This is a genomic window from Methylophaga sp. (assembly GCF_048266885.1).
GTDB lineage: Bacteria > Pseudomonadota > Gammaproteobacteria > Nitrosococcales > Methylophagaceae > Methylophaga.
Genome location: NZ_JBLWYR010000012.1, coordinates 70,031 through 94,593, shown reverse-complemented (window position 1 = coordinate 94,593; position 24,563 = coordinate 70,031). Strand labels below are relative to the sequence as shown.

General features: G+C 44.8%; 21 protein-coding genes. 6 read left to right on the top strand and 15 right to left on the bottom strand.

What is annotated here, in order from left to right:
- A partial coding sequence (locus tag ACN0V2_RS07890) for a penicillin-binding protein 1A (protein ID WP_417550263.1) occupies positions 1-1,397 on the top strand: 1,397 nt, incomplete at its 5' end.
- 554 nt (positions 1,398-1,951) lie between these two features.
- On the opposite strand, the gene ACN0V2_RS07885 is transcribed toward ACN0V2_RS07890, so the two are convergent.
- The 12 genes from ACN0V2_RS07885 to ACN0V2_RS07830 all read right to left on the bottom strand — a co-directional run bounded on the left by ACN0V2_RS07885 (position 1,952) and on the right by ACN0V2_RS07830 (position 14,468).
- Positions 1,952-3,427, bottom strand: a complete 1,476-nt coding sequence (locus tag ACN0V2_RS07885; protein ID WP_417550262.1) for a M48 family metalloprotease — start codon at positions 3,425-3,427, stop codon at positions 1,952-1,954.
- 28 nt (positions 3,428-3,455) lie between these two features.
- Positions 3,456-3,656 (bottom strand): 50S ribosomal protein L31, encoded by a 201-nt coding sequence (gene rpmE / locus ACN0V2_RS07880; RefSeq protein WP_014705308.1) that lies wholly within the window; start codon positions 3,654-3,656, stop codon positions 3,456-3,458.
- A 124-nt stretch (positions 3,657-3,780) separates the two neighbouring features.
- Complete coding sequence (locus ACN0V2_RS07875; protein WP_417550261.1) at positions 3,781-4,356, bottom strand: class I SAM-dependent methyltransferase; 576 nt, start codon at positions 4,354-4,356, stop codon at positions 3,781-3,783.
- A complete protein-coding gene (locus ACN0V2_RS07870; RefSeq protein WP_417550260.1) occupies positions 4,357-5,808 on the bottom strand; it encodes a TrkH family potassium uptake protein in 1,452 nt (483 codons plus the stop codon). It abuts the gene before it with no gap.
- A 6-nt stretch (positions 5,809-5,814) separates the two neighbouring features.
- Positions 5,815-7,326 carry an apolipoprotein N-acyltransferase gene (lnt, locus tag ACN0V2_RS07865; RefSeq protein ID WP_417550259.1) on the bottom strand — a complete coding sequence of 504 codons (1,512 nt, stop codon included), beginning with the start codon at positions 7,324-7,326 and terminating at the stop codon, positions 5,815-5,817.
- Positions 7,326-8,195, bottom strand: a complete 870-nt coding sequence (locus tag ACN0V2_RS07860) for an HlyC/CorC family transporter (protein ID WP_417550258.1) — start codon at positions 8,193-8,195, stop codon at positions 7,326-7,328. Before ACN0V2_RS07860 ends, lnt begins: the two co-directional genes overlap by 1 nt.
- On the bottom strand, positions 8,192-8,656 hold the full coding sequence (gene ybeY / locus ACN0V2_RS07855; RefSeq protein ID WP_417550257.1) for an rRNA maturation RNase YbeY: 465 nt from the start codon (positions 8,654-8,656) through the stop codon (positions 8,192-8,194). Before ybeY ends, ACN0V2_RS07860 begins: the two co-directional genes overlap by 4 nt.
- A complete protein-coding gene (locus ACN0V2_RS07850) occupies positions 8,653-9,627 on the bottom strand; it encodes a PhoH family protein (protein WP_417550256.1) in 975 nt (324 codons plus the stop codon). Before ACN0V2_RS07850 ends, ybeY begins: the two co-directional genes overlap by 4 nt.
- Positions 9,628-9,648: 21 nt before the next feature.
- Positions 9,649-10,989 (bottom strand): tRNA (N6-isopentenyl adenosine(37)-C2)-methylthiotransferase MiaB, encoded by a 1,341-nt coding sequence (gene miaB, locus ACN0V2_RS07845; RefSeq protein WP_417550255.1) that lies wholly within the window; start codon positions 10,987-10,989, stop codon positions 9,649-9,651.
- A gap of 143 nt (positions 10,990-11,132) precedes the next feature.
- Positions 11,133-12,722, bottom strand: a complete 1,590-nt coding sequence (locus tag ACN0V2_RS07840) for a glucan biosynthesis protein G (RefSeq protein ID WP_417550254.1) — start codon at positions 12,720-12,722, stop codon at positions 11,133-11,135.
- Positions 12,723-12,800: 78 nt separating this feature from the next.
- Positions 12,801-14,057, bottom strand: a complete 1,257-nt coding sequence (locus ACN0V2_RS07835) for an acyltransferase family protein (RefSeq protein WP_417550253.1) — start codon at positions 14,055-14,057, stop codon at positions 12,801-12,803.
- Positions 14,058-14,156: 99 nt separating this feature from the next.
- Positions 14,157-14,468 (bottom strand): hypothetical protein, encoded by a 312-nt coding sequence (locus tag ACN0V2_RS07830; protein WP_417550252.1) that lies wholly within the window; start codon positions 14,466-14,468, stop codon positions 14,157-14,159.
- A gap of 227 nt (positions 14,469-14,695) precedes the next feature.
- Between ACN0V2_RS07830 and ACN0V2_RS07825 the strand changes: the two genes are divergently transcribed.
- The 3 genes from ACN0V2_RS07825 (at position 14,696) to ycaO (ending at position 17,251) form a co-directional block, all read left to right on the top strand.
- On the top strand, positions 14,696-15,130 hold the full coding sequence (locus ACN0V2_RS07825) for a GlcG/HbpS family heme-binding protein (RefSeq protein WP_417550251.1): 435 nt from the start codon (positions 14,696-14,698) through the stop codon (positions 15,128-15,130).
- Positions 15,131-15,159: 29 nt separating this feature from the next.
- Positions 15,160-15,360, top strand: coding sequence for a DUF3185 family protein (locus tag ACN0V2_RS07820; protein WP_417550250.1), 201 nt, complete (start codon positions 15,160-15,162; stop codon positions 15,358-15,360).
- 148 nt (positions 15,361-15,508) lie between these two features.
- Positions 15,509-17,251 (top strand): 30S ribosomal protein S12 methylthiotransferase accessory factor YcaO, encoded by a 1,743-nt coding sequence (gene ycaO, locus ACN0V2_RS07815; RefSeq protein ID WP_417550249.1) that lies wholly within the window; start codon positions 15,509-15,511, stop codon positions 17,249-17,251.
- 26 nt (positions 17,252-17,277) lie between these two features.
- On the opposite strand, the gene ACN0V2_RS07810 is transcribed toward ycaO, so the two are convergent.
- On the bottom strand, positions 17,278-17,856 hold the full coding sequence (locus tag ACN0V2_RS07810) for a TetR family transcriptional regulator (RefSeq protein WP_417550248.1): 579 nt from the start codon (positions 17,854-17,856) through the stop codon (positions 17,278-17,280).
- A 164-nt stretch (positions 17,857-18,020) separates the two neighbouring features.
- Here ACN0V2_RS07810 and ACN0V2_RS07805 point away from each other — a divergent pair, with 164 nt between their 5' ends.
- Both ACN0V2_RS07805 and ACN0V2_RS07800 read left to right on the top strand, forming a co-directional pair.
- Positions 18,021-19,184 carry an efflux RND transporter periplasmic adaptor subunit gene (locus tag ACN0V2_RS07805; protein ID WP_417550247.1) on the top strand — a complete coding sequence of 388 codons (1,164 nt, stop codon included), beginning with the start codon at positions 18,021-18,023 and terminating at the stop codon, positions 19,182-19,184.
- A 30-nt stretch (positions 19,185-19,214) separates the two neighbouring features.
- Positions 19,215-22,367 carry a multidrug efflux RND transporter permease subunit gene (locus tag ACN0V2_RS07800; RefSeq protein WP_417550246.1) on the top strand — a complete coding sequence of 1,051 codons (3,153 nt, stop codon included), beginning with the start codon at positions 19,215-19,217 and terminating at the stop codon, positions 22,365-22,367.
- Between the two features lie 88 nt (positions 22,368-22,455).
- On the opposite strand, the gene ACN0V2_RS07795 is transcribed toward ACN0V2_RS07800, so the two are convergent.
- On the bottom strand, positions 22,456-24,030 hold the full coding sequence (locus tag ACN0V2_RS07795) for a cation:proton antiporter (protein ID WP_417550245.1): 1,575 nt from the start codon (positions 24,028-24,030) through the stop codon (positions 22,456-22,458).
- 150 nt (positions 24,031-24,180) lie between these two features.
- Positions 24,181-24,477 (bottom strand): DUF1840 domain-containing protein, encoded by a 297-nt coding sequence (locus tag ACN0V2_RS07790; protein WP_417550244.1) that lies wholly within the window; start codon positions 24,475-24,477, stop codon positions 24,181-24,183.
- Positions 24,478-24,563 lie beyond the last annotated feature (86 nt).

Sequence of the window (24,563 nt, the reverse complement as noted above, 5' to 3'; positions counted from 1 at the left end):
CCGAACTCCAACTGAAAGACTTTTCAATTATTGGTTCAATCAGTCCAGCGTTAGTGTTAAGTATTGAAAATGACACTGCTCAGGTTTTTGTAAAACGCCAAGGTCAAATTGAATTACCCTTTTCGACCGTGAGTTGGGCACAACCACAGCTCAGTGCTAACAGTATGGGGAAAAAACCCCAAGCTATTACTGACGTATTGGCCGTTGGCGATATCATCTATCTGCGTGCTTTAGAGGATGATGCCTGGCAATTAACCCAAATCCCTGAGGCCCAAGCAGCCTTTGTGTCACTGGCATCGGAAGATGGTGCAATTACCTCATTGCAGGGTGGCTTTGATTTCTTCCAGAATAAATTTAACCGCGTTACGCAATCTAAACGTCAACCGGGCTCAGGCTTTAAACCGTTCGTTTATTCTGCGGCCTTGGAAAAAGGCTACACCGCCGCGACCGTGGTCAACGATGCACCAGTAGTGTTTGACGATCCTGGACTCGAAAATGTATGGCGTCCCGAAAATTACAGTGGACGATTTTTTGGCCCAACTCGCCTTAGAGAAGCACTGACCCACTCACGAAATTTAGTTTCTATTCGTCTGTTAAGAGATATCGGCATAGCTTACACAGTAGATTACGTGCAACGCTTTGGCTTTAAGCCTGAACAAGTGCCACCTAATCTTTCCATTGCCTTGGGTAGTGGCAACGCAGCTCCGTTAGATATGGCCCGCGCCTATGCAACATTGGCGAATGGTGGTCACTTGGTGGATCCTTATATTATTTCCCGGATTGAAACGACATCGGGCGAGGTATTAATGCAGACAAAACCCCAAAAAGTCTGCGATAGCTGTGCAAGCCCAACCGAAGTGATGAATGAGGAAGAAGCTTTAATGCAGGCCGAGCTGTTAGGGTTTTATCCTGCCAAACAAGTGATCACTCCTCAAAATGCTTATATTGTTAACAGCATGCTCCGCGATGTAGTGAAATTTGGTACTGGTCGCCAGGCCTTGAGTTTAAATCGAAATGATTTAGCAGGGAAAACGGGTACAACAAATGATCAACTTGATGCTTGGTTCAACGGTTACACACCGGATTTAGTTGCTATTGCTTGGGTGGGTTTTGACAACCCACGCACACTTGGACGCTATGAAACGGGTGGAAGAGCAGCATTACCGATGTGGATTGACTTTATGCGTGTTGCTTTGGAAGACCAGCCTGAAAACGATTTTACTCAGCCGGTGGATATGGTGACCGTACGTATAGATCCTGAAACAGGCTTACTGGCGCGTCCAGGCGATTCAAATGCCATTTACGAGACCTTCCATAAGGATAAGGTGCCGGCTATGCGTGGTGGCAGTAGTTCTGCAAATGGCCAGCAGGATGATTCACTGATCGATTTATTCTGATAAAGCTAGTGACTTTCCCTCGGCAAAAACAGCCGGGGGAAACATTCATGTTTCGCTTACCAAACTAAACTCATCCGGGCTTGTTTTATCTTTCATATCCACCACGGCTGGCGACTATTTTTGTGTCAGGCAAGGCGGAAAGCACGCCGTGTAGCCTTCCTACATAAGTGACTGACAAAATGAGTCTGGAACTCATTTGAACAGCTTAGCTGGCCGCGTAGCGGTGAAATACATGGATGTATTTCATACAACACAGGCGACCGCAAAAATAGTCCCAACTTTTCGGGTTGTGACTGAAAAAGCGTAACTTATGTCCACGGACAGACGGTATGCCGGCGCGCCAGAAGGCACGCGCCGGTCTGCGTTGCTCGACACTTATTTAGAGTTATAAAAAGGCATTCCTCGTGTCTTGATTGACGCTTTTTCAGCTCACAACAGAGCCGGAGATGAAAGATAAACACGCCCTAGATCAATTCAAGTTATCGCCTCTACTTGGTTGAGGAAATAGCTATCTAAATGTATTTGGATAAGTGCGGAGCAGGCTAACAGTTGAATTAACGAATACGTTTTGCCAATTGTCCAGGTCGTAATTCAGCATTCGGATAATGACCATTCAATAAACGTAATTGTTGAATTGGGCTATTGCTAATGCGCGTTGTAGCTGCCCAACTTGCATAACTATCGTTGTTACCTACTTGAACCACTTCAATTCGCTGTGCTTTGGCTAGGTGTTTTTCGTCTTCACGAAGCGCATGGAAGCTCATCATAGTTTGACGAAAGTCTGCATCAAACCGCTTAAAATCAGCCGCGGCTTTGCTTGTGGCAATAAAAATATAGGCTTGTTCACGCAAATAAATGACCGCAACACGGACCGTTTTACCATCAGCAGTCGCTAACCCAGTATAACCTTCAAGACCATTGCTAGAGAGAGGTTCTCCGTTTTTCAAATCTTTAATATTTAATCGATCCCGGATAAATTCTGCCGGAGTCTGTTTGCGATTGAGATCAGCAGCACCCATTTCAATAATGGCTAAACCTTCTGGTGCAACGCCTCGTAAACTGGTCGGATTATTTTGAATATGCCAATTAGCTGGAAAGCTCAAAGCAAATTGCATTTCACCATGATAAAAGTTTCTGCCCGAGCGAATACCTTGTGATTCGCTGTCGCCAAATACCATACCGTCAATACGCTTCAGGTATTGTTCAACACCCTCTTCGCCCCCAGCAGATGTTTTATATTTATCCGCGGCTTTGACGACTTCCTGCAGCCGGGTATCGTTATCGGGATGGCTGGCAAACAATCCATGATAGCCTTGGGTCTCTTGGCCTTGCTTATTAGCTTCTGCGGCAGCAAACGTCGCCTGATCTTTTAATACCCCAATGACCTCAATCATCGCTTGAGGGTTATATCCTGAGCGGGCTAAATATTCGGCCCCCAGTCTATCCGACTCTAATTCGTGCTCACGGCCGTAACCACTCAGTAAAGCACCACCGAACATATTAAATAAGTCCTGAGCACCTGCCGTACGTAATCCAGGCACTAAAATCGCGCCAAGGGTATAACCTAAATTAGCGGCTTGAGATGCACTCTGCTGGCGTACACCATGCCTTGCAGTGACATGCCCAATCTCATGCCCCAATACCGCGGCCAATTCAGCTTCGGAATTAAGATAGGACATCAAACCACGGGTGATATAAATATATCCGCCAGGTAAGGCAAAGGCATTGATTACAGGAGAATCTAATACGGTAAAGCGATACACCAAATCATCACGATGACTAACGACCGCCAGTTTTTGGCCTACATCCTGAACATATCGTTGTAATGCTTCATCTTCATACAGACCATATTCTTTAATGATCTGCGGATGATAGGTGCGGCCCATCTCCAGCTCTTTGTTTTCGCTGAACATGACAAAATCTTGACCACCAGTCACCGGATTTTGCGCACAGCCTGTTACAAATCCCAGAAACAACAAAGCCCCTGTCAATCGACAGAGGCTTTGGTATGTAGCTTTAATGATGTTCATTAGTAACTTCGGCTGAGTGCCCGGAAGTTTACTTTCCGTATTTTTGACGGAATTTATCAACACGACCGGCGCTATCAAGCATTTTTTGTTTGCCGGTGTAGAACGGGTGACATTCTGAGCATACATCCAGCGTCAGGTCATTGCCGCGTGTTGAACGGGTTTTGAAGCTGTTACCGCAGCTGCAGGTAACATTGATTTCGCTATAATCTGGATGGATATCCGCTTTCATATCTGTTCTCGCCAATAATAATGTTTGCCTGACAAACATAGATAATATGTTTGCCCTTTCTGAACCGCGTAATTCTACTGATCAGCCGTCGTTTCAGCAAGCCTTAAATAAGTATTTATTTTTATTAAGACTTTTGAGCCACTAACATAGCCTGATTCCGCCAGCCTTGGGTAATGTCTCCCAGCAAACTCTCTTCACGGTATGCTCTGATTTTAAGACCAGCAAATAAACTTAGTAGTTCATTGTCCGCTAATAAAAACTCTGGATTTTGCGGACCTTTGTTATCCACCTTGTCGCGACAAAAGGTTTGATAAAACATTAACCCATTTGGTTTTAATGCTTTAACAAGCTGACTACATAACTGACGATCCAGAAAATGACTGACCACAATCACATCAAAACTGTTTTCTGCAGGAGGTTCAGTAGACACATCCCGTTGTTCGGTGCGTACATCTAGCTGACGTCGTTGTGCTTCGGCTGAGAGTTTTGCTAATGCTTCATTGCTGATATCCCAAGCTTGGGTTTGTAAACCAAGTTTGGTCAACAATAATGCATTGGCGCCCAAACCACAGGCGAGATCTAAAGCATGGCCTTGTTTTGGTAATAAATGCTGATTTTGCTGTAGTACCAGGGCTGGTTCTGGATAACTACCTATCACTTCACGATAGCGTTGATCCCATTTTTGTTGAACATCACTCATTTAGCGACGCCAGAATGCCGGTGTTAGCACCACCAACAAGGTGAAAATTTCTAGTCGACCCAACAGCATTGCAACACATAGAATCCATTTGGAAGTGGCATTAATCTGACCAAAGTTTGCCCCCACATCACCCAGACCTGGGCCCAAGTTATTTAAACAAGCTGTCACAGCCGAAAAAGACGTGACGACATCCAATCCCGTAGCCATCAACAGTAAATGCATAATGCTGAAGCAGAAAACGTATAAGGCGAAGAACCCCCATACTGCACCAACTACTTTGGACGGTAACGCTTTCCCATTCACCTTGATGGCAAATACCGCATTTGGATGAATTAACCTGAGTACTTCACGATAGCCCTGCTTAAACAACAACATGGCACGGATAACTTTAATCCCACCGCCAGTAGAAAAAGCACAACCACCGATATAACTGGTCATCAGCAACAAAATCGGTAAAAACCCCGGCCATAAGTAATAATCTGTCGTGGTAAATCCTGCAGTCGTACCGATTGAAACGGCCTGAAAAATACCGTGATGGGCTGAGGTCCAGCCATCATCGAATGTGCCAGTAAAATAAAGATAAGTAGAAGTTATCAGTGAAATAACAAACATAATGCTGAGGAATACCCTCAGCTCTGAATCACGCAGATAATGCATCAAACTGCGGTGTCGCCAAGCCAGAAAATGAAGTGAAAAATTCATCGCTGAAATTAGCATAAATGCCACAGCGATCATCTCAATGGTCGCGCTGTTAAAGAAGCCCATACTGGCATCATGAGTGGAAAAACCACCAATAGCGACGGTAGAAAAACTATGGCCAATAGCATCAAACCATGACATACCTGCCCAGTAGTAAGCTATGGCGCAAGCAATAGTCAGACTTAAATAGATATACCAAAGTGCTTTTGCGGTTTCGGTAATACGCGGCGTTAATTTGGCATCTTTCATCGGACCCGGCGTTTCTGCACGATATAGCTGCATCCCCCCGACGCCTAACAGCGGCAGAATGGCAACGGCCAATACCACGATTCCCATACCGCCCAACCATTGTAGAAATTGTCGATAGAACAATACGGCTTCAGGTAAGGTATCCAGCCCCACTAATACGGTTGCTCCTGTGGTGGTTAAACCCGACATGGATTCAAACACCGCATCGGTAATACTCATCTCAGGTGATTCAGTGAGATAGAAGGGCAATGCACCCGAAAAACCCAATGCTATCCAAAACATTACAACGACGATAAAACCATCACGAATCTTCAATTCTTTTCGGTGATTTCTCGCCGGTAGCCATAACAACAAACCGGTTCCAACTAAAATGACAAATGCGGTCAAAAACGCAGTAGCAGCGCCATCATCAAACCACCAAGAAACCAGCACTGGCGGAAGCATGGTAATACTGAACAAGCTCAGTAAGATGCCCAGAATGCGCTGGATGGTCATTAATTGCATGGCAGATTACGACTCGATACGGCGATAAAAAAATTGATAATACGCCCACAAAGCAAGCAATAACAAAGTGATTATCAGTAATGGCCATTGCCCAAATTGCACATAAGGCGTGCTGCCCTCACGAGCTTGTATATCACCCGTTAATACAGCCAGTTCGAACTGCCGACTCTGTTGCAGGAGTTTACCCTTGTGATCAATAAAAGCTGAGATACCATTAGTCGTTACACGAAGAATCGGTCTACCCGTTTCTAAACCACGACTGCGTGAAATCTGTAAGTGTTGGTGTGGTGCAAATGAATCGCCATACCAGGCATTGTTCGTTGCATTAATTAACAATGTAGCCGCTGGCACTGTATCAAGCACCTCTGATGAAAAAGCATCTTCATAACAAATAGAAACGCCAACCGGCTGGCCCGCCAACATCATTTGCGGTTGACCATTAGCGCCGGGCACAAAACCTGACATCGGTAAATCAAAGAACTTAATTAAACCGCGTAGCGTTTCAAAAGGAACATAATCACCGAATGGCACTAAATGACGCTTATGATAAAAAACCGGCTCTTCAGTCAGACTAACCATGCTGTTGTAATAATCTTCACCATTATCATCCAACACCGGCAGACCTAGAATAATATCGGTGTTGTGTGAACGAGCCTCTTGACCTAACGAAGCAAGGTAACCATCGGCTATTTGGTGATAAAACGCTGTTGCTGCATTTTCCGGCCAGACAATGAGATCTGCATCCCAATTCTGACGGCTTAGATCAGCATACAACTGCAATGTATTCCGCAGCTGCTGGGGATCCCATTTAATTTCCTGTGGCACATTGCCTTGTATCATTGCGGCTTTGATCGGACCACCGGTAGGTTGGGTCCACTCTATTGATTGTAATGAATAGCCGCCGCCCCATATCACTACAGGTAGCAATAAAAGCAGCCATTTACGCCAACAAATTGCCACCGCCAAACCACCAGCAGTCAATGCAACTAACCAAGATGCGCCATGCACACCAATTAACGGAATAAGACCAGCAAGTGGACCTTCTATCTGACCGGTACCAACCTCAAGCCAAGGAAACCCGGTTAAAAACCAAGCCTTAAACCATTCAAATAAAAGCCAACTTATGGGTAGTAATATCAGGAAATCTTTGGCGGAAAACACTGGCCCGGTCAGGCGTTTTAACAGCCAACCCAGGACACCGACCATTAAACCTAACGCGATGACAAATAAAGCGGTTAGCAAACCTGCAAGCAATATGCTGGCCTGACCAAATACATGGATAGCCACATAGACCCAGGAAACGCCCACACCGAACATGCCAGTGCCAAACAAGCTGCCACGCCAAAATGCTTGTCGAGGAGTGACATATTGCCAACTCAAAAACAAAATGAGCAGGCTCAATACCGCTAATGGATAGAAATGAAAAGGGGCTAGGCTCAACGGCAGAATAGCGCCCGCAATTAATGCAGCCCAGCTGCCCAATGCACTTTGCCAAGCCTTTTGACCGGGGTTTGTCATTATTCTGTTTCGCTATCGCTATCAGTAACTTCGGGTAAGACCACCATGCGTAACAAATGTACGCGACGCTTATCGGCTCTTAACACGGTAAACTCAAACTGACCAATGGTGACTTGTTCGCCTCGGCCCGGTAAATGACCAAATTGATTTACCACATGGCCACCGACGGTATCAAAATCATCATCGCTCCACTCGGTTTCGAAGTACTCGTTAAAGTCTTCGACTGGGGTCAATGCTTTGATAGTGAAAGTGTTTTCATCACGTTGCAAAATCGGCGCATCATCATCCACATCATGCTCGTCTTCAATCTCACCAACGATTTGTTCCAACACATTTTCGATGGTGATCATGCCGGCCACACCACCATACTCGTCTACAACGATTGCCATATGGTTACGGCGGGCACGAAATTCGCGTAACAGTACATTTAATCGCTTGCTTTCGGGGATGAACACCGCCGGACGTAATAATTCACGCAAATCAAAATTAAATTCACCAGAGCTGACGACTGCTGACAATAAGTCCTTGGCAAGCAAAATACCGATAACATCATCACGATCATCATCAATCACTGGAAAGCGCGAATGTGAGGTTTCCGTCACCAGCTTAAGCGTTTCTTCGGGTGGCGCATCTCTGGAAACCATCACCACTTGAGAACGCGGGATCATAATGTCGCGAGCTTGCATTTGCGAAACGCTCAATGCACCTTCGACAATCGACAATGCTTCTGCATCGAGAATATGCCGTTCGGAAGCATTGCGTAATAATTCAATCAGCTGTTCCTGGTCTTTTGGCTCCAGAAACAAATTACTTAATTTTCGCACCCAGGAAACTGGACTGTCTGAGCGACTCGGTCGTCCCTCACTCATGATGTAACCCTCTTCTCTATATAAGGATTGTTAATATCAAGCTTTTGTAAAATGGTAATTTCCAACGATTCCATCTCTTCGGCCTCATCATCTTCAATGTGATCATAGCCAAGTAAATGCAAACAGCCATGCACAATCAAATGCGCCCAATGATCGTTGATGGCTTTATCTTGCTCAGCTGCTTCACGCTCAACCACAGGAACACACAAAACCAAATCACCTAATAACATAGGCTCTAACGGCACGGGTGACTCAAAAGGGAAAGATAAAACATTGGTGGGTGAGTTTTTGCCACGATAATCGTTATTCAATTCCGCACTTTCGGCTTCATCCACCAAGCGAATACTTAATTCACAGTCTTCGTTGACTTCGGCCAGTGCAGCACTCGCCCAGAGTTGAAATTGTTGTTCAGATGGCACATCTGCATCAGTCGCCTGCTGCAAATCAATAATGACGTTCACGACTTTGTTTCAGCCTTTTCATAAGCCAAGATAACTTTTTGTACCAAAGAATGACGGACCACGTCCTTGGCCTGGAAGAAAGTAAAACCAATACCGTCAACATCTTTTAACACTTCAATCGCGTGACGCAAACCAGATCTCACTGAGCCGGGTAAATCTACTTGGGTAATATCGCCGGTGATCACAGCGGTCGAGTTATAGCCAAGGCGGGTCAAAAACATTTTCATCTGCTCAACTGTCGTGTTCTGCGCTTCATCAAGAATAATAAATGATTCATTTAAAGTACGGCCACGCATATAGGCTAGCGGAGCGACTTCAATAACATTCCGCTCGATCAGTTTGGCGACTTTTTCAAAACCCAGCATTTCATAAAGCGCATCAAATAAGGGCCGTAAATACGGATCCACTTTTTGAGCCAAATCACCCGGCAAGAAACCCAGTCTCTCACCCGCTTCAACAGCCGGTCTGACCAGCACAATACGCCGGGCAAAATCACGTTCCAATGCTTCTACCGCACAAGCTACCGCAAGATAGGTTTTACCCGTACCGGCAGGTCCAACACCAAAGTTGATGTCATGCGTCATCACACGACGTAAATAGGCTTGTTGATTTTCACCGCGTGCTTTGATCAAGCCACGCTTGGTTTTGATGGTCACTTCTTTTTCTTCTTCAAAACCCGTGGTGTCGGTACCACCGGATTCACGAATCGCAAGATGAACTTGCTCAGGTTCTAAAACAGATTGCGCCGTGTCGGCATACAAGGCATGAATCACATCTTGAACTTCAGAAAGAATTTCGGGCTTGCCAATGATCTGGAATTTGCCACCACGATTATTGATTTCAACACCAAATCCGCGCTCCATCATCCGGATATGTTCATCCAGATGACCGCACAGATTGGCTAAACGGGGGTTGTCCGCAGGACTTAATTCAAAGCTTATCGTGTCAACTGTTACAGTTGGAGTGACCACAAATTAGATTCCAAAAAGGAGTTAGAGGATAACGCTATCAGCAAGAAGTTCTCCTCGCAAGGAGTTGGTGTGCGCCTCGGTGACGCGTACATCGACAAACTTGCCCACCAGCGCCATATCACCAGGGAAATTGACCACCCGATTATTTTCTGTTCTGCCGGCAATTTCTGCTGCGTCTCGGTGTGCAGCCCGCTCTACCAATACTCGTTGCACGGTACCAATCATCGAGTCACTCACTGCATCTTCCAGTTCACGCAGCCGATCTTGCATGATTTGCAGACGTTGTTTTTTCTCTTCATCAGAGACTGAATCATTAAACATTGCTGCCGGGGTACCAGGACGTGCGCTGTAAATGAAGCTGAATGAGTGATCAAAACCGATTTGATTGATCAATGCCATGGTGGCATTAAAGTCATCTTCAGTCTCATTCGGAAATCCGACAATGAAATCACTCGACAGGCTGAGATTCGGGCGAATTTTTTTCACCCGCTCAATTTTCTCAATATATTGCGCGACACTATGGCCACGTTTCATCATCGCCAGAATGCGATCTGAACCCGACTGCACCGGCAAATGCAGATGATTAACCAGCTCCGGTATTTCAGCAAACGCTTCTATTAATGAATCGGAAAACTCCACCGGATGTGAGGTAGTAAAGCGAATACGTTCAATGCCATCAATCGCTGCAACATAATGAATCAATAACGCCAGATCGGCGGTTTCATCATCTTCGATAATACCGCGATACGAATTAACGTTTTGTCCTAACAGATTGACTTCACGTACGCCCTGAGCGGCTAGCTGACGAATCTCACGTAACACAGCACCAACCGGGCGACTGACTTCTTCACCGCGGGTATACGGTACAACGCAGAATGTGCAGTACTTGCTGCAACCTTCCATGATGGAGACAAATGCTGTTGGGCCATCGGCTTTCGGTGCAGGCAGATTGTCGAACTTTTCGATTTCCGGGAATGAGATATCAATTTCCGGCTTATTATTTTTTCTGACGTCGTCCAACATGGTGGGCAGGCGATGCAGAGTTTGTGGTCCAAAAATCAGATCCACATAAGGTGCGCGTTTACGGATCGCTTCTCCTTCCTGGCTGGCCACACACCCACCAACCCCAATCACCAGATGCGGTTTTTTATCTTTCCAGCGCTTCCAGCGACCCAGTTGATGAAAAACTTTTTCCTGGGCTTTTTCACGGATCGAACAGGTATTAAGTAACAACACATCGGCTTCTTCAGCGATATCGGTTGTTTCCAGTTGATGCGACGCAGCAAGCACCTCGGCCATCTTGTTCGAGTCGTACTCGTTCATCTGGCAACCAAAGGTTCTGATAAAAAGTTTTCCGGCCATAAAATCAGTTATTGATAAAGGGCGCACAGCATACGCTTTTTAGCGCGCAGAGTACAGACAAGTGATTGTTTTTGTTAGCGCAAAATTATTCACCATAAAACAAATCACTTGTCTCTGCTGAGCTGAACCTTCTACTAATTTTTTTAGCGGGTTACAGCGTATCCAACGGGGATCTGATAACTCCATGTTTCGGATAGGGGTTGCTGATTTTCATCGACCAGTGCAGCACGCATTTCCACCACTTTATTTGGATCATGAATCTGCGTACGCATCATTAAACGCCAGCCTTTAGTGGCTGGGTTATAACGTAAGTGACTGCTTAAAATTTCGGCATGATCACTGATACTGATTTGTGTTGCCGGTACTTGATGTTCTCCACGCTCGGTCAATACTGGTCCTTGAAAATCCACTTGCAATAATATGGTTTCATCCAAATCACGGATCAGATTGGCTTGTTTGTCTTCACCCGCAGAACGTAATGTTTGTGACACCCAGGCAATATTGGGGTCAGTCAATGATGATTCATCCAACGTCCAATGAATCCGATAAGACAATTCAAGCGGTTCGCCTAGCGGCGGAAGATTATCTGGAATCCAGAAAGCACCGATATTGTCATTGGTTTCATCCGCAGTACGGTATTCAATCAATTTAATACGGCCTTTACCCCAATCACTTTTGGTTTCAATCCAACCACTGGGGCGTAAATGATATAAATCATCCAATTCCTGAAAGCGTGAAAATTCGCGACCACGTTGCAGTAAACCAAAACCTTTTGGGTTTTCGACCTGCCAGGTGCTGACGGATACGCCATCAGGATTATTCAATGGACGCCAAATCCATTCACCATTACCAGCATGAATCGACAAACCATTTGAATCGTGAATTTGTGGACGGAAATTATGCTGACTTGGCGGTTGACGACCATCATATAAAAACATGCTGGTGAGTGTCGCTAGACCCAGCTCATGAACGTCTTTACGCAAATACACTTTGGCTTCAACATCCAGCAAGGTATCGGCACCCGGTTGTAACTCAAAACGATAAGCGCCAGTAGCACTCGGCGAATCCAGCAAGGCATAAATCACCAAATTATCTTCACCTGGTTTAGGGCGTTGTATCCAGAACTCGCGAAACTCCGGAAACTCTTCGGCAATATCATCCGAAACCGCAGTATCGATATTCATGCCGCGTCCAGACAAACCGTACACCTGATCTTTACCAATCACTCTGAAATAACTCGCGCCTAAAACGCTCATAATTTCATCATATTTATCCGCCTTGTTAATCGGATACAACACGCGAAAACCGGCATAACCCAGGTTTTCCGTCGTGGCTTTATCAAAGCTTAAATCACCAAACGCAAAATTTTCCGGGTCATACTGAATTTCGCTCACGCCATTAGGCAGGATCTCATTGATCTTAACCGGTACTTTAAAGTGCATACCCTGATGATAGAAAGCCAAGCGGAATGGAGTTTGTTGATCACTCCAATGAAATTTCTCTGTTTTGGGTTGGATCTTCATGTAATCAGCAAACTGCATCTGGCTGAACTCGGTAGGCAAATTGCTTTGTGGTTTGACGTAGTCCTGCTTCACTAATGCCTGTGCTTTTTCAGCAACATCATCGAGTGAAAAGGCATACAGACTGCTTGAGAGTGTTAATAAACTGATGGCAACGAGGCGTCTGAAAAATGCGGATGAGCGTCCTGAGCGATTTGCTAAGGGATAAGACATGTTATTTCCTCTAATCAAAGCTGAAAAATAAAACTAGCTGCGTATGAAACAGAAAAGCATCTCCACAAAAAATTAGGCTTATCTGGTGGCCGTCAATGGCAACCGTTTTAATATCCATTTACGTGTAGGCACTACGGCCCGCTCCATCGACCAGACACACAAAATGATGGTGAGCAGCAAGAACAATGGATAAAACCAAAGCGATAAGCTTTGTTCGCTTGCCTGAACCGCGCAGCTGTTCCAATTCTGTAAGCAGTCCAAAGAGAAGACATTGAAAATCTTTTCTGACCGAGAAAATAAGACAAAAGCCGGTACATGCAAGACGAATAAAGGCAACGATGCCGCGCCAAGCCGACGTGACCAGTTATTAAACCATTCACTACGAGGCGTTCCCACTAAGGCACAAAGATAAATCAGTGTCAGCTGGGCAGGCAACAATAAACCGTTGTGTAACAGAAAATACCAATAACGTTCGCCTTTAAGCAACCAGATGGCGCCAAAAAAACACAACAAGACAAACAGCGTCATCATGACGCGGGTCAGTAATTTTGGATCTCGACCACTATCCCGCATCTGACGGAATAAGGCATAACTGACGATACCGGCAAAAAACTCTGGAATACGAATAATCGGCATGCGATGCAATATGCCGGTAAAAGGCATTCCATAATCGCCATTCCATATCACCAAGATGGGAGGAATGAGATAAATCAGCATTAACGCGGCAATCCATAACACTTTATGTTTTACCCGCATCAAATACGGCGCAGCAAAGGGAAAAGTCAGATAAAAGAAAAATAAGGTTGAGATTGACCATAACGGCGCGTTAAAGGTCAGATAAAAAGGGTTCCATGCCTGCAACATAAACACTTGTAAAAACGAGTTGAGCAATAACTCTCCATTGCTCATGTAGTGTTCTATTGATGCTCTGCCCGCTTCGCCTAAATCCACATTGGTGTCATAAACGACAAATCTTACCGTCGCTTTGACATCATCAGGTGGAATGCCCAAATGGCTGATAATGGTCAGCACAGTAAACGTCAACAATAATGAAAAAATATGTAACGGGTATAAATTAGAAAATCGTTTAGCCCAAAAACTGGTTGCCGCTTCGCGTAATTCACCATTTCGGCAATACACATGCGCTAACAGAAAACCTGACAAGACAAAAAAGCTACTGGTCGCAAAAAAGCCGACCCCGACCATATCCATCAACCAAGGGACTTGGTCTTTGAGTTTATAGGTATGTAGCGTATGAAAAACGACGATGTATAAGCCAAGCAAAAAGCGCAGCCATTCCAATCCTATAAAATGTTCCTTACCGCCTCGTTCCACACGGTTTCCTTAATTAAAGTCGAATACACCCGATATTACAGGTCGTAATTTAAAACGGTTTAACCAATTTTTTGTACAAGATGTTCCAATCAGCAGAACTTAGTCAGCGTTGCGATAACTACGCCGATAATTCCAGGCCTTTTCACATTCTGGCAAATCATAAAATAATACCGCCTGATCACCACCTTGATTGCCATAGTCACTATAGAAACGATCACAATATTCTTGACTACGATCCCAGTCAGCGACGCACTCCGCAGCAAATTTTTCTCTAATTGGCCGAAGTTTTTCGAGTCTGGCTACTTCACAAGCCTGGTCGAGTTGCTGTTTAACGGCATCTTGATCTTCAGCGAAAGCCAACGGCAATGTGGCATTGACAATTATAGCCATGAGCATAAACACAAATTTCATAGACATATCCTTGATCAGTTTTAAGCCAATCGGCTTAATTTAAGTTAATGCGCATATTCCGTCACTCAATGAGAGTAGACATGATTTTTCGAACTTCACCTGAAAAGGTCTTTCGTTTTATTCGGGTGATACATCACCCTGCTGGATCATATTTCATATCGAAATGCTGCTGTAGATAAATCTACATACCGTCCTTTGTGATCCTAGAATTCTTTAAGGAGCTAATCATGCACGTAACTTCAGAAGCCGCAAAAAAAGCCATTGATGGCGCACTCAAAAAAGCCGAAGAAACCGGCACTCGCATGTGTATTGCCGTTGTCGATTCCGGTGGCGCACTTAAAGCATTCTATCGTATGGACGATGCCTGGGTCGGCAGCATTGATATTGCCATCAAAAAAGCCCGTACATCAGTTTATTTTGGTATGCCCAGCGGTGAAATCGGCCAACTCTCTCAACCCGGACAACCATTGTATGGCATTGAACATTCAAATGATGGCATGATTACTTTTCCAGGCGGTGTGCCGATTGTCGATGATGAAGGGTTTATGTCTGGCGCAATAGGTGTGAGTGGTAGCTCGGTTGAAAACGATGATTTAGTCGCTCGTGCAGGAGTTGAAACCATAGGTGTATGCGATTTACCGGATCATCCTTGGAGAACATAAATATTAAAAATAATTAATGGAGAGAGAACATGAGTCCCAAACTTTTAGGCATTATCTTGTTGGTTGTCGGCGTTATTTTGCTGATTTTCGGATTTAACGCTTCGCAGTCGTTAGGCGATCAAGTCACCGAAACGGTAACCGGCCGTTTTACTGATGAAACCATGTGGTACATCATCGGTGGTGCAGTAGCCATTGTCGTCGGTGGTTTTATGACTTTAGGTCGTAAATAACCATTTTGCTTCGGCGAGTCTGCTACTAAGTCATGACAAGTTTAGCCAGAATTGCCACCATCAAAAGCTGTTAAGATGTGAAGCCAAATCAGGCTAACTGAAAAAGCCCCCGTAACGGGGGCTTTTTTATCTAAACGAGTATCCCACCATGACTGAACAAACATTTATCAAAGGCAAAGATAGCGATCTGGAAACCAGTATTGCGACTATGCAGGCCAAATTAAAATCGTTTGGTTTTGATATCGAAGAAGCCTCTTGGCTTAACCCAGTCAGCAATGTTTATTCAGTCCACATTCGCGATAAAACCTGCCCGCTGATGTTTACCAACGGTAAAGGTAGCAGTGAAAAAGCATGTCTTGCCAGCGCGTTGGGTGAGTATTTTGAACGTCTCAGCTGCAATTACTTTTTTGCTGATTTCTACCTCGGCAAACATCACAGCAGCAGCGAATTTGTACATTATCCCAATGAACGCTGGTTTGATATTGATGGCGATGAAATGCCTGAAGGCTTGATGGATGAATCGCTGTGGAAATATTTTGATCCGGAAAATGAACTGACGCCAGATATGTTATTTGACACCAACTCAGGTGATGGAGAACGTGGTATCTGTGCGGTGCCTTATCAACGTCTGCGTGATGGTGAAGTCCGTTATATTCCAGTTAACGTTATCGGCAATATTTATGTCAGCAATGGCATGTCAGCCGGTAATACCCAGAACGAAGCCCGGGTTCAGGGGTTGTCTGAAGTGTTTGAACGTTATGTGAAAAACAAAATCATCGCTGAAGGGCTGTGCCTGCCGGAAGTCCCTGATGAAGTGTTAAACCGTTTCCCTAAAATCCAGCAAGCCTTACAAGAATTGCGTGATCACGGTTATCACCTGCGAGTGGCCGATGCGTCACTGGGCGGCCAATTTCCAGTAATGTCGGTCACCCTGATCAATCCAAAAGACGGTTCTGTGTTTGCCTCGTTTGGTGCCCATCCAAGCTTTGAAGTGGCATTGGAACGCACCGTCACTGAATTATTACAAGGCCGGGGCTTAGATCAGTTGGATGTGTTCCACCCACCGACGTTTGATTTGGATGAAGTTGCCTCGCCAGCCAATCTGGAAATGCACTTTATCGATTCCAGCGGTTACATCTCCAACGACTTTTTCCGCGAAACACCCGATTTTGATTTCGTCGGCTGGGATTTTGACGATGCCACTGCTGATGAATTCAAATTCCTCAGCGATACTATTCATAACTTAGGCTTCGATATCTATATTGCTGATTACAACCATTTGGATGTCTATGCCTGCCGTATCCTGGTACCGGGCATGTCCGATATTTATCCGGTCGATGAATTGGTTTGGGAAAACAATAATGAAGGCGCTTTATTCCGCGAAGACTTTCTGACTCTGAAAGATGGCGACCCAGAGCAATGGCAAGATATTCTGGATCGTCTTGATGAAGGTGGTTATAACGATCAAACTCCAGTGGCTCCGTTTATCGGACTGGCCCCAGATCCCGGCACCTTATGGGCGGATATTCGTCTTGGCGAACTCAAAGCCATGCTGTATCTGGCGCTGGAAGATGAAGAAGCCATCGATTGGATTGACTGGTGTCTGGCTTTGGATCAGGCCAGCGAAGAAAACATTTTGTTTTACCGTTGCCTGAAAGCCCTGCTGGAAATCAAATGGGATGATGAACGCGATTACGCTGATTACAGCAAAGGCCTAGCTTTAATGTACGGTCAGCAAAATGTCGATGACGGCATTCAGATCGTCGAAGGCGAAAAACTGTTCCACAACCTGCATTGCCCCGGCCTCAGCCTGGAGGGTTTTGAACGCCACAATGCACTATTGGCGGGTTATGACAAACTTCAGCAAGCCAAGCGGACCAACTGGAAGTAAATTATCATCCATAGCTATTTTGGTATTTAAGGTTTGCTAAGGCAATTATTCAGGCTTAACTCAATCAGCTGGTAGAGACTGTTACGGGGAATACGTCCTCTTCGTTCCGCATCAATCAATCCTGCCAATATGTTATAGAAAAGTTCGGTCATCGCAGCCGCACTTATATCTAAACGAAAGACGCCTTCCTTTTGTCCTCGGAAAAAAAATGCATCTAATGCATCCTGGCCATTAAGCCAGCTTTTATCTGGATGAGACTCATCCAAATAATCTGGCCGCCAGTTATGCATCATAAAAATACCAAATTCTTTGTTGGTCAGATAGGCATTTATTAATCTCGATAACGCCTCTTCTGGGGAGCCCTTATCCAGCTCTGCACGTTTTATCGCGTTTATGTAATACAGTGCAACATGCGATATCAAGCGATCGATCAACTGTTTTTTTGACGGACAGAAACGGTAAAGCGTGGCTTTACTAACTCCTATTGAGTTTGCCAATTCTTGCAGGGTCGCACGAGGCTGGTTTACTAAAGCAAGTGCTAATGCAGGTAAAAACCGAAATTCCATATCATCATATTCTGCGGAGTTCCGATCATTAGCTGGCATCAATAATTTCCTCTACGACCATAATTTAACCTTAATCAAACTTGATTAACATTCAGTATACAGAAACCACTGAACACAGACTGAATCAAAATTGATTCATATGAATCAATTTGGTACCATCCGTTTCTAAATTCATGACCATTAACATTTTAGGAATATGATGAATGCCAGCCTTTAAACTAGTGTTACCCGCTTTAATGCTGGTAAGTATGATTTTAGCGGGATGTGTAGAAGAGGAAGTCGTTGTAGCTGGTGAGCCTAAAAAAGTAGATGTTATCGAAGTACTAACAAAGCGCTTTACCCAAACAGACGAACTTCCCGGTCGAGTTACCCCTGTTCGAGTAGCAGAAGTTCGCGCCCGTGTTGCCGGTATTATTTTGAAAAGGGAATTTGTAGAAGGTGCGGATGTAAAGGCGGGGCAAGTGTTATTTAGAATCGATCCCGCACCTTTTAAAGCCGTATTATCTCGTGCTGAAGCTGAGCTTGCGAAAGCTGAGGCAGATACGTTTAATGCCGATTCAGTAGCTCGTCGATATAGAGCTCTAGCGGAACAACGTGCAATTAGTCAGCAAGAATTAGATGCTGCAGAAGCCACTTTAAAAAGTGCCCAGGCAGCTAAAATGGCTGCTCAAGCAAATATAGAAACAGCTAAGTTAGATCTAGACTATGCAACGGTAAGAGCTCCTATTTCAGGACGAATCGGCCGAGCATTTGTCACTGAAGGCGCGTTAGTAGGTCAAGGTGAAGCGACGCCAATGGCCACTATTCAGCAGCTTGATCCCATTTTTGTCGATTTTTCCCAATCAATTGAAAAGCTAATCCAAACCCGTGAAGCGATAGAGGATGGTCGATTATCTACAAATGAAAGTGGCGATGCCATCATCACGCTAACGATAGATGGCAGCAGCCGAACACGTGAAGGTCATCTTTTATTTTCAGATATAGGTGTTGATCAAACAAGTAATCAAGTTTCTCTCCGCGGCCGATTTCCCAATAGCGACAAATTACTGCTCCCAGGAATGTACGTTCGTATACAAATGGAACAGGGCGAATATCCTCAGGCAGTTTTAATTCCTCAACGTGCCATCAGTCGTAGTACGGATGGTAAACCTCAGGTATTGGTTGTAGGACAAGACAATATTGTCGAAGCACGCTTAGTCGAGACCGGCGCAATGCATGGTAGTGAATGGCATATTTTAAAAGGACTTGAAGCTGGTGAGCAGATAATTGTAGGAGGGGCAAGCACGGTCATGCCTGCTGACACAGTCATTCCCCAGCTGGAAACAGCGAAAGCAGAAAGAGTTACCTCTCCATCAACCAAAATTTGAACTGACGTTCAGCTGATTATTGGGTAAACCATGCCAAATTTCTTTATTTCACGTCCCAATTTTGCCTGGGTTGTAGCTATTTTCATTGCTCTAGCAGGACTGTTAGCAATCCCATCATTGCCAGTTTCACAATTTCCGGTTGTGGCACCTCCACAAATCGTGATTACTGCCACCTATCCAGGCGCTTCTGCTCAGGTTTTGGTCGAAACCGTTACCAATATCATTGAAGAAGAACTCAACGGCGCAAAAAATCTGCTTTATTACGATTCAACAAGCAATTCAAATGGGACAGCTGAAATTTCCGTCACATTCGAACCCGGGGCTGACCCTGATTTGGCGCAAGTAGATGTGCAGAATCGAATCAAAACCGCTGAAGCTCGTTTACCTGCTGAAGTGATACGCCAAGGTCTACAGGTGGAGCAAGCAAATGCTGGCTTTCTCATGATTTATTCATTGACCTACAAAGGTGATGACACCAACAAAGATATTGTGGGTCTTGCCGATGTTGCAACACGTCAAATCAATAATGAAATTCGACGAGTGCCGGGTGTAGGTAAGGTTCAATACTTCGGATCAGAAGCAGCCATGCGTGTTTGGATTGATCCAGAAAAATTGCGTGGTTATAACATTTCCATGGCGGATATAAGCGCTGCTATCGCCGCACAAAATGCTCAAGTTCCAGCGGGCAGTTTTGGGGGACGCCCAAGCTTATCTGAGCAAGAGGTCACTGGAACACTGGTGGTAAAAGGTACGCTTGATACGCCAGAGGAATTCGGTCAAATTATTCTACGAGCCAATAGAGATGGTTCTATTGTTCGATTATCTGATGTTGCCAAGCTTGAAATTGGTCGACAAGATTACAATTTTGAAACCCGCTTGAACGGAAAACAAGCTGTTGCTGGTGCCGTTCAGCTAGCGCCTGGAGCGAACGCAATTGCAACGGTAGAAGCCGTTAAAAAGCGCCTTGAGGAGCTCTCGGTAAATCTGCCAAAAGATGTTGAAGCATCTGTTCCTTATGATACATCCCTGTTCGTCAAGGTCGCGATTGAAAAGGTCATACATACCTTACTCGAAGCCATGGTACTGGTATTTCTGGTGATGTTCCTGTTCCTTCAAAATATCCGCTATACGATGATACCGACCATCGTCGTCCCGGTATGCTTGCTTGGAACATTTGCTGTGATGTCGGTTTTAGGCTTCTCAATTAACATGATGACCATGTTCGGTATGGTTCTGGTGATTGGTATTTTGGTCGATGACGCAATAGTGGTTGTTGAGAACGTTGAACGCCTTATGGCTACCGAAGGCTTATCTCCTAAAGAAGCAACCCGAAAAGCAATGAAACAGGTTTCTGGTGCTATCGTGGGGATTACACTCGTACTCTCCGCCGTCTTTCTGCCGCTTGCGTTTATGGATGGCTCCGTAGGCGTGATTTATCAGCAGTTCTCTCTTGCCCTTGCTGTATCCATTCTCTTTTCAGGTTTTCTTGCGCTCAGCCTAACGCCAGCATTATGCGCCACATTATTAAAGCCTATCCCAATAGGACATCACGAAGAAAAGAAAGGCTTTTTTGGCTGGTTCAATAACAAGTTTGGTTGGCTCACAAAAAAATATGTCGGGCTGAACAGCAACTTTGTACAAAAAACTGGGAGATATATGGGCATTTATCTAGGCCTTATTCTTACCTTAGGTTATTTTTACAGCCAGTTGCCGGAGTCTTTTGTGCCAGAAGAAGATCAAGGGTACTTCATCGTAGATGCCCAATTACCCTCAGGCGCAACCTATTCGCGTACGGATGCCACCATAAAAAAACTGGAAAACTTTCTCATTGGACGTGATTCCATGCAGGACGTGTTCTCAGTAATGGGCTTTAGCTTCTCAGGTATGGGAGATAACGCAGGCATTTTATTTCCTACATTGAAAGAATGGTCTGAACGAGAAAAATGGCAATCTGCCAAGAATGAAACAGAAGCACTTAATCAGGAATTTGCCAATGTGAGTGATGGCGTCATCATGGCAGTGATGGCTCCTGCCATTGAAGGATTAGGGAATTCTGGCGGCTTTGCATTGCGATTACAAGATCGTGCAGGATTGGGACGCGAAGCATTATTAAATGCACGGGACGAATTACTTGCTAAAGCAAACAGCTCTCCCACAATTGCTTACGCAATGATGGAAGGGTTGCCAGAATCGCCACAATTGAGAGTCAACATCGATCGTGAGAAAGCTGAAACGATGGGTATCCGAATTGAAGCCATTCACAGTGTGCTCTCTACTGCATTTGGCTCGGCAACTGTGAGTGATTTTGCCAATGCCGGTCGTCTTCAACGTGTCGTCATTCAAGCAGATGTAAATGCTCGCATGACGCCAGAAGATGTTTCACAGTTAAATGTCGAAAATAGTAACGGTGTACAAGTGCCTTTTAGTGCCTTCGTTACAACAGAATGGGAAAACGGTGCAGTACAAGTTGCTCGGTACAATGGATATCCATCCATCCGAATTGCTGGAGATGCCGCACCAACCTATAGTTCTGGTCAGGCAATGGCTGAAATTGAACGCATGGTTTCTGAAATGCCAAAAGGGATTGGCTTTGAATGGACAGGACTTTCCTATCAAGAAAAAGCGGCTGGTGCACAAGTACCTTTTTTATTCTCTTTGGCGATTTTGGTCGTATTTTTGTTACTGGTCGCACTTTACGAAAGTTGGTCTATACCGTTTTCAGTGATGCTGATTGTGCCAATTGGTGCATTAGGCTCGGTTCTCGCCGTAACGATTCTTGGCATGCCTAACGATGTGTATTTCAAAGTTGGTCTGATTACTATCATTGGTTTGTCAGCAAAAAATGCCATTTTGATTGTGGAGTTTGCCAAAGAATTACACGCTCAGGGTCATACGATTATTGAATCAGCTGTTGAAGCGGCGAAACTTCGATTTCGTCCCATTATTATGACCTCCCTTGCATTCATATTGGGTGTCGTCCCATTAGCATTAGCAAGTGGTGCGGGTGCAGCCAGCCAACAGGCTTTGGGGGTCGGAGTTATTGGTGGAATGTTAAGCGCGACATTTTTAGGCGTGGTGTTTGTGCCCATATTTTTTGTTTGGGTTTTAAAGACAATGTCCAAGCTTAAGCGTGAAAACAAAAAGACTCTAAACCATAGCGACGATATATTGGCTGAGAATTAAATTCAGAAAATTAACTTTGCAATGGTAAAGCCATTTACATCATGTTCTGGTTTTTCAAGGAAAAGATTAGGTTATCTCATTAAGTAACCTAATCTTTAATCTCAATCTTCTGCATTGCCTGATCGGCGAGCGACAAACCCGCCCCTTCATAGACTTCAAACACTTCATCAGCACCGAGATTTTTCAGTCGCTCAACTTCATCAGAATATTCGACAATCGCAGCCACATGTCCTTTAAAGTCACGGCCCTTTAACTGTTTCAAAGCATACACATTACCGGCATGATGTGGCATGGCCAGTACGACAAGTTGTATTTGCTCACTCATTAACAGTTTGTCCCAGAAATCGGAATCCACTGCATCACCTTCAACGATCTTAAATTTGTCGTTTAAACGAGAAATTTTGTTTTCATCGTTATCAATACCAAGAACTTTCAATCCGTATTTTTGCTCTAGACGTTGATACGCTCCACGGCCAATTTTGCCCATTCCTAAAATGACCACTTGAGTCGAATTTAACTCGATAGGTTTATCGTGCGGATGTAACTCGCCCGTGGGTACCTCAGTTAACCGAGAACGGCTTAACTGATACACCCGTTCGTTGTAGTTATTTAATATCGCGGACACCACGAAACTCATCGCGACGGATAACGAAAGTATGACCAGCCAATCGTTGCTCAGCCAGCCTTCCGACATCGCCAGGGCTGCCACAATCAAGCCAAACTCTGAATAATTAGTCAGTGTCAGGGAAGTCAAAACGGAGGTGCGTATGCGTAATTTGAAGCGAGGAAACATCACCACAAACAAAACTGTTTTCAGTGGTAACAACACTAACAGCAACAGTGCCAGTCCCACATGCTCCCAATTAGGTAAGGCAGTGAGACCTATCGACAAGAAAAAGCCGACTAGAAACAATTCTTTGATATTAAATAATGATCGGGCCAGATTGGCCGAAGTTTTATGTGGCGCCAGCAACACGCCCATGATCAGGGCACCAAGATCGCCTTTTAACCCGACCAGTTCAAATAATTTATAGCCGAGCACTAATGCCAGTACAAAGCCAAACAATACCTGCATTTCACCATGGCCAAGACGGTCTAATAATTGGCGTAAAAAAGGTGCGGCCGGAATGAGTAAAAATAGACTTATTGCCCAGATTGAAGGCAGTGAACCAGTGGTGGAAGACAGAAAGATCACTGCAAATATATCCTGCATGATCAATATACCAATCGCCACGCGACCATAAAACGACTGAGTTTCGCTTCGTTCTTCAAGGACTTTAACGGCAAACACAGTGCTGGAAAACGATAAGGCAAAAGCCAGAATCACAATCGCGGTCCAATCGGTAGATTGCATCAGCAAAATACCGGCGAACTTCAGCAGTCCCAAAATCCCTACAAATATCAAGCTGGATAAGGTGACATGTAAACTGGCCACACCCCATACTTCGGATTGCAACAGGGTGCGGATATTGAGTTTAAGACCGATGGTAAACAGTAATAAGGTCACACCAAGATTGGCGATAGCCTCAAGGGTTGGAGTCAGTTCGTAACCCGAATAATTCAGTAAAAATCCTGCGGCAAGAAATCCGGCCAACGGAGGCAGCCGTAAAATCATTGCCAGCAAGCCACCAGCAAAGGCATAAAGAAAATAAGCCGGTTCCACGATATGACTCCCTAGTCTGATTACCGATCGAAAGCCAATCGCTAGTCTAATCATACCGCAGAAAATCGAATTTCCGCAGAGTGCAGGTGGATTATTCGTTAATAAATTTTCTCGCTCTATTTAACAAGCTTGTGAAGAAGTTACCGGATGTTATTTTCCATCCCACATGACATCAGCATCAGCTTCAATTGCCGCGTTTAACAAGTTAATTAATGGCAAGGCACGTTGTGACAGACCTGGTTTAAATTCACCCTCTTTTGGATCTTGTTCAGCCACTTTGCTGGAATCAACAGCTTTTTGCAGATTAGCCAAGGCTGTTGGTAAGTCTTGTGGTTGAAATGCCCCTGGAACGGTACCGCTATGCCCCATAATTTTTAGCATGTCTTTAGCTACATCCCCCATCATGGTGATGTTGGCATACGCTTTAGTACTAAACGTGACGATCATTTTATTCCCCAGTATTGTTATTTTTAGCCGGCAAACTGCCAAGCCACTATGAGTGCGATCAGCAGTAATACCACCGAAATCACACT

Bases quoted from the DNA above. Each gene is read 5' to 3' on its own strand.
- ACN0V2_RS07820 (WP_417550250.1), top strand. From the start codon at position 15,160: ATGAGTCCCAAACTTTTAGGCATTATCTTGTTGGTTGTCGGCGTTATT.
- ACN0V2_RS07830 (WP_417550252.1), bottom strand. From the start codon at position 14,468: ATGAAATTTGTGTTTATGCTCATGGCTATAATTGTCAATGCCACATTG.
- ACN0V2_RS07790 (WP_417550244.1), bottom strand. From the start codon at position 24,477: ATGATCGTCACGTTTAGTACTAAAGCGTATGCCAACATCACCATGATG.
- rpmE (WP_014705308.1), bottom strand. From the start codon at position 3,656: ATGAAAGCGGATATCCATCCAGATTATAGCGAAATCAATGTTACCTGC.
- ACN0V2_RS07805 (WP_417550247.1), top strand. From the start codon at position 18,021: ATGCCAGCCTTTAAACTAGTGTTACCCGCTTTAATGCTGGTAAGTATG.
- ycaO (WP_417550249.1), top strand. From the start codon at position 15,509: ATGACTGAACAAACATTTATCAAAGGCAAAGATAGCGATCTGGAAACC.
- miaB (WP_417550255.1), bottom strand. From the start codon at position 10,989: ATGGCCGGAAAACTTTTTATCAGAACCTTTGGTTGCCAGATGAACGAG.
- ACN0V2_RS07885 (WP_417550262.1), bottom strand. From the start codon at position 3,427: ATGAACATCATTAAAGCTACATACCAAAGCCTCTGTCGATTGACAGGG.
- lnt (WP_417550259.1), bottom strand. From the start codon at position 7,326: ATGACAAACCCCGGTCAAAAGGCTTGGCAAAGTGCATTGGGCAGCTGG.
- ACN0V2_RS07810 (WP_417550248.1), bottom strand. From the start codon at position 17,856: ATGCCAGCTAATGATCGGAACTCCGCAGAATATGATGATATGGAATTT.
- ACN0V2_RS07860 (WP_417550258.1), bottom strand. From the start codon at position 8,195: ATGAGTGAGGGACGACCGAGTCGCTCAGACAGTCCAGTTTCCTGGGTG.
- ACN0V2_RS07870 (WP_417550260.1), bottom strand. From the start codon at position 5,808: ATGCAATTAATGACCATCCAGCGCATTCTGGGCATCTTACTGAGCTTG.
- ACN0V2_RS07875 (WP_417550261.1), bottom strand. From the start codon at position 4,356: ATGAGTGATGTTCAACAAAAATGGGATCAACGCTATCGTGAAGTGATA.
- ACN0V2_RS07800 (WP_417550246.1), top strand. From the start codon at position 19,215: ATGCCAAATTTCTTTATTTCACGTCCCAATTTTGCCTGGGTTGTAGCT.
- ACN0V2_RS07840 (WP_417550254.1), bottom strand. From the start codon at position 12,722: ATGTCTTATCCCTTAGCAAATCGCTCAGGACGCTCATCCGCATTTTTC.
- ACN0V2_RS07825 (WP_417550251.1), top strand. From the start codon at position 14,696: ATGCACGTAACTTCAGAAGCCGCAAAAAAAGCCATTGATGGCGCACTC.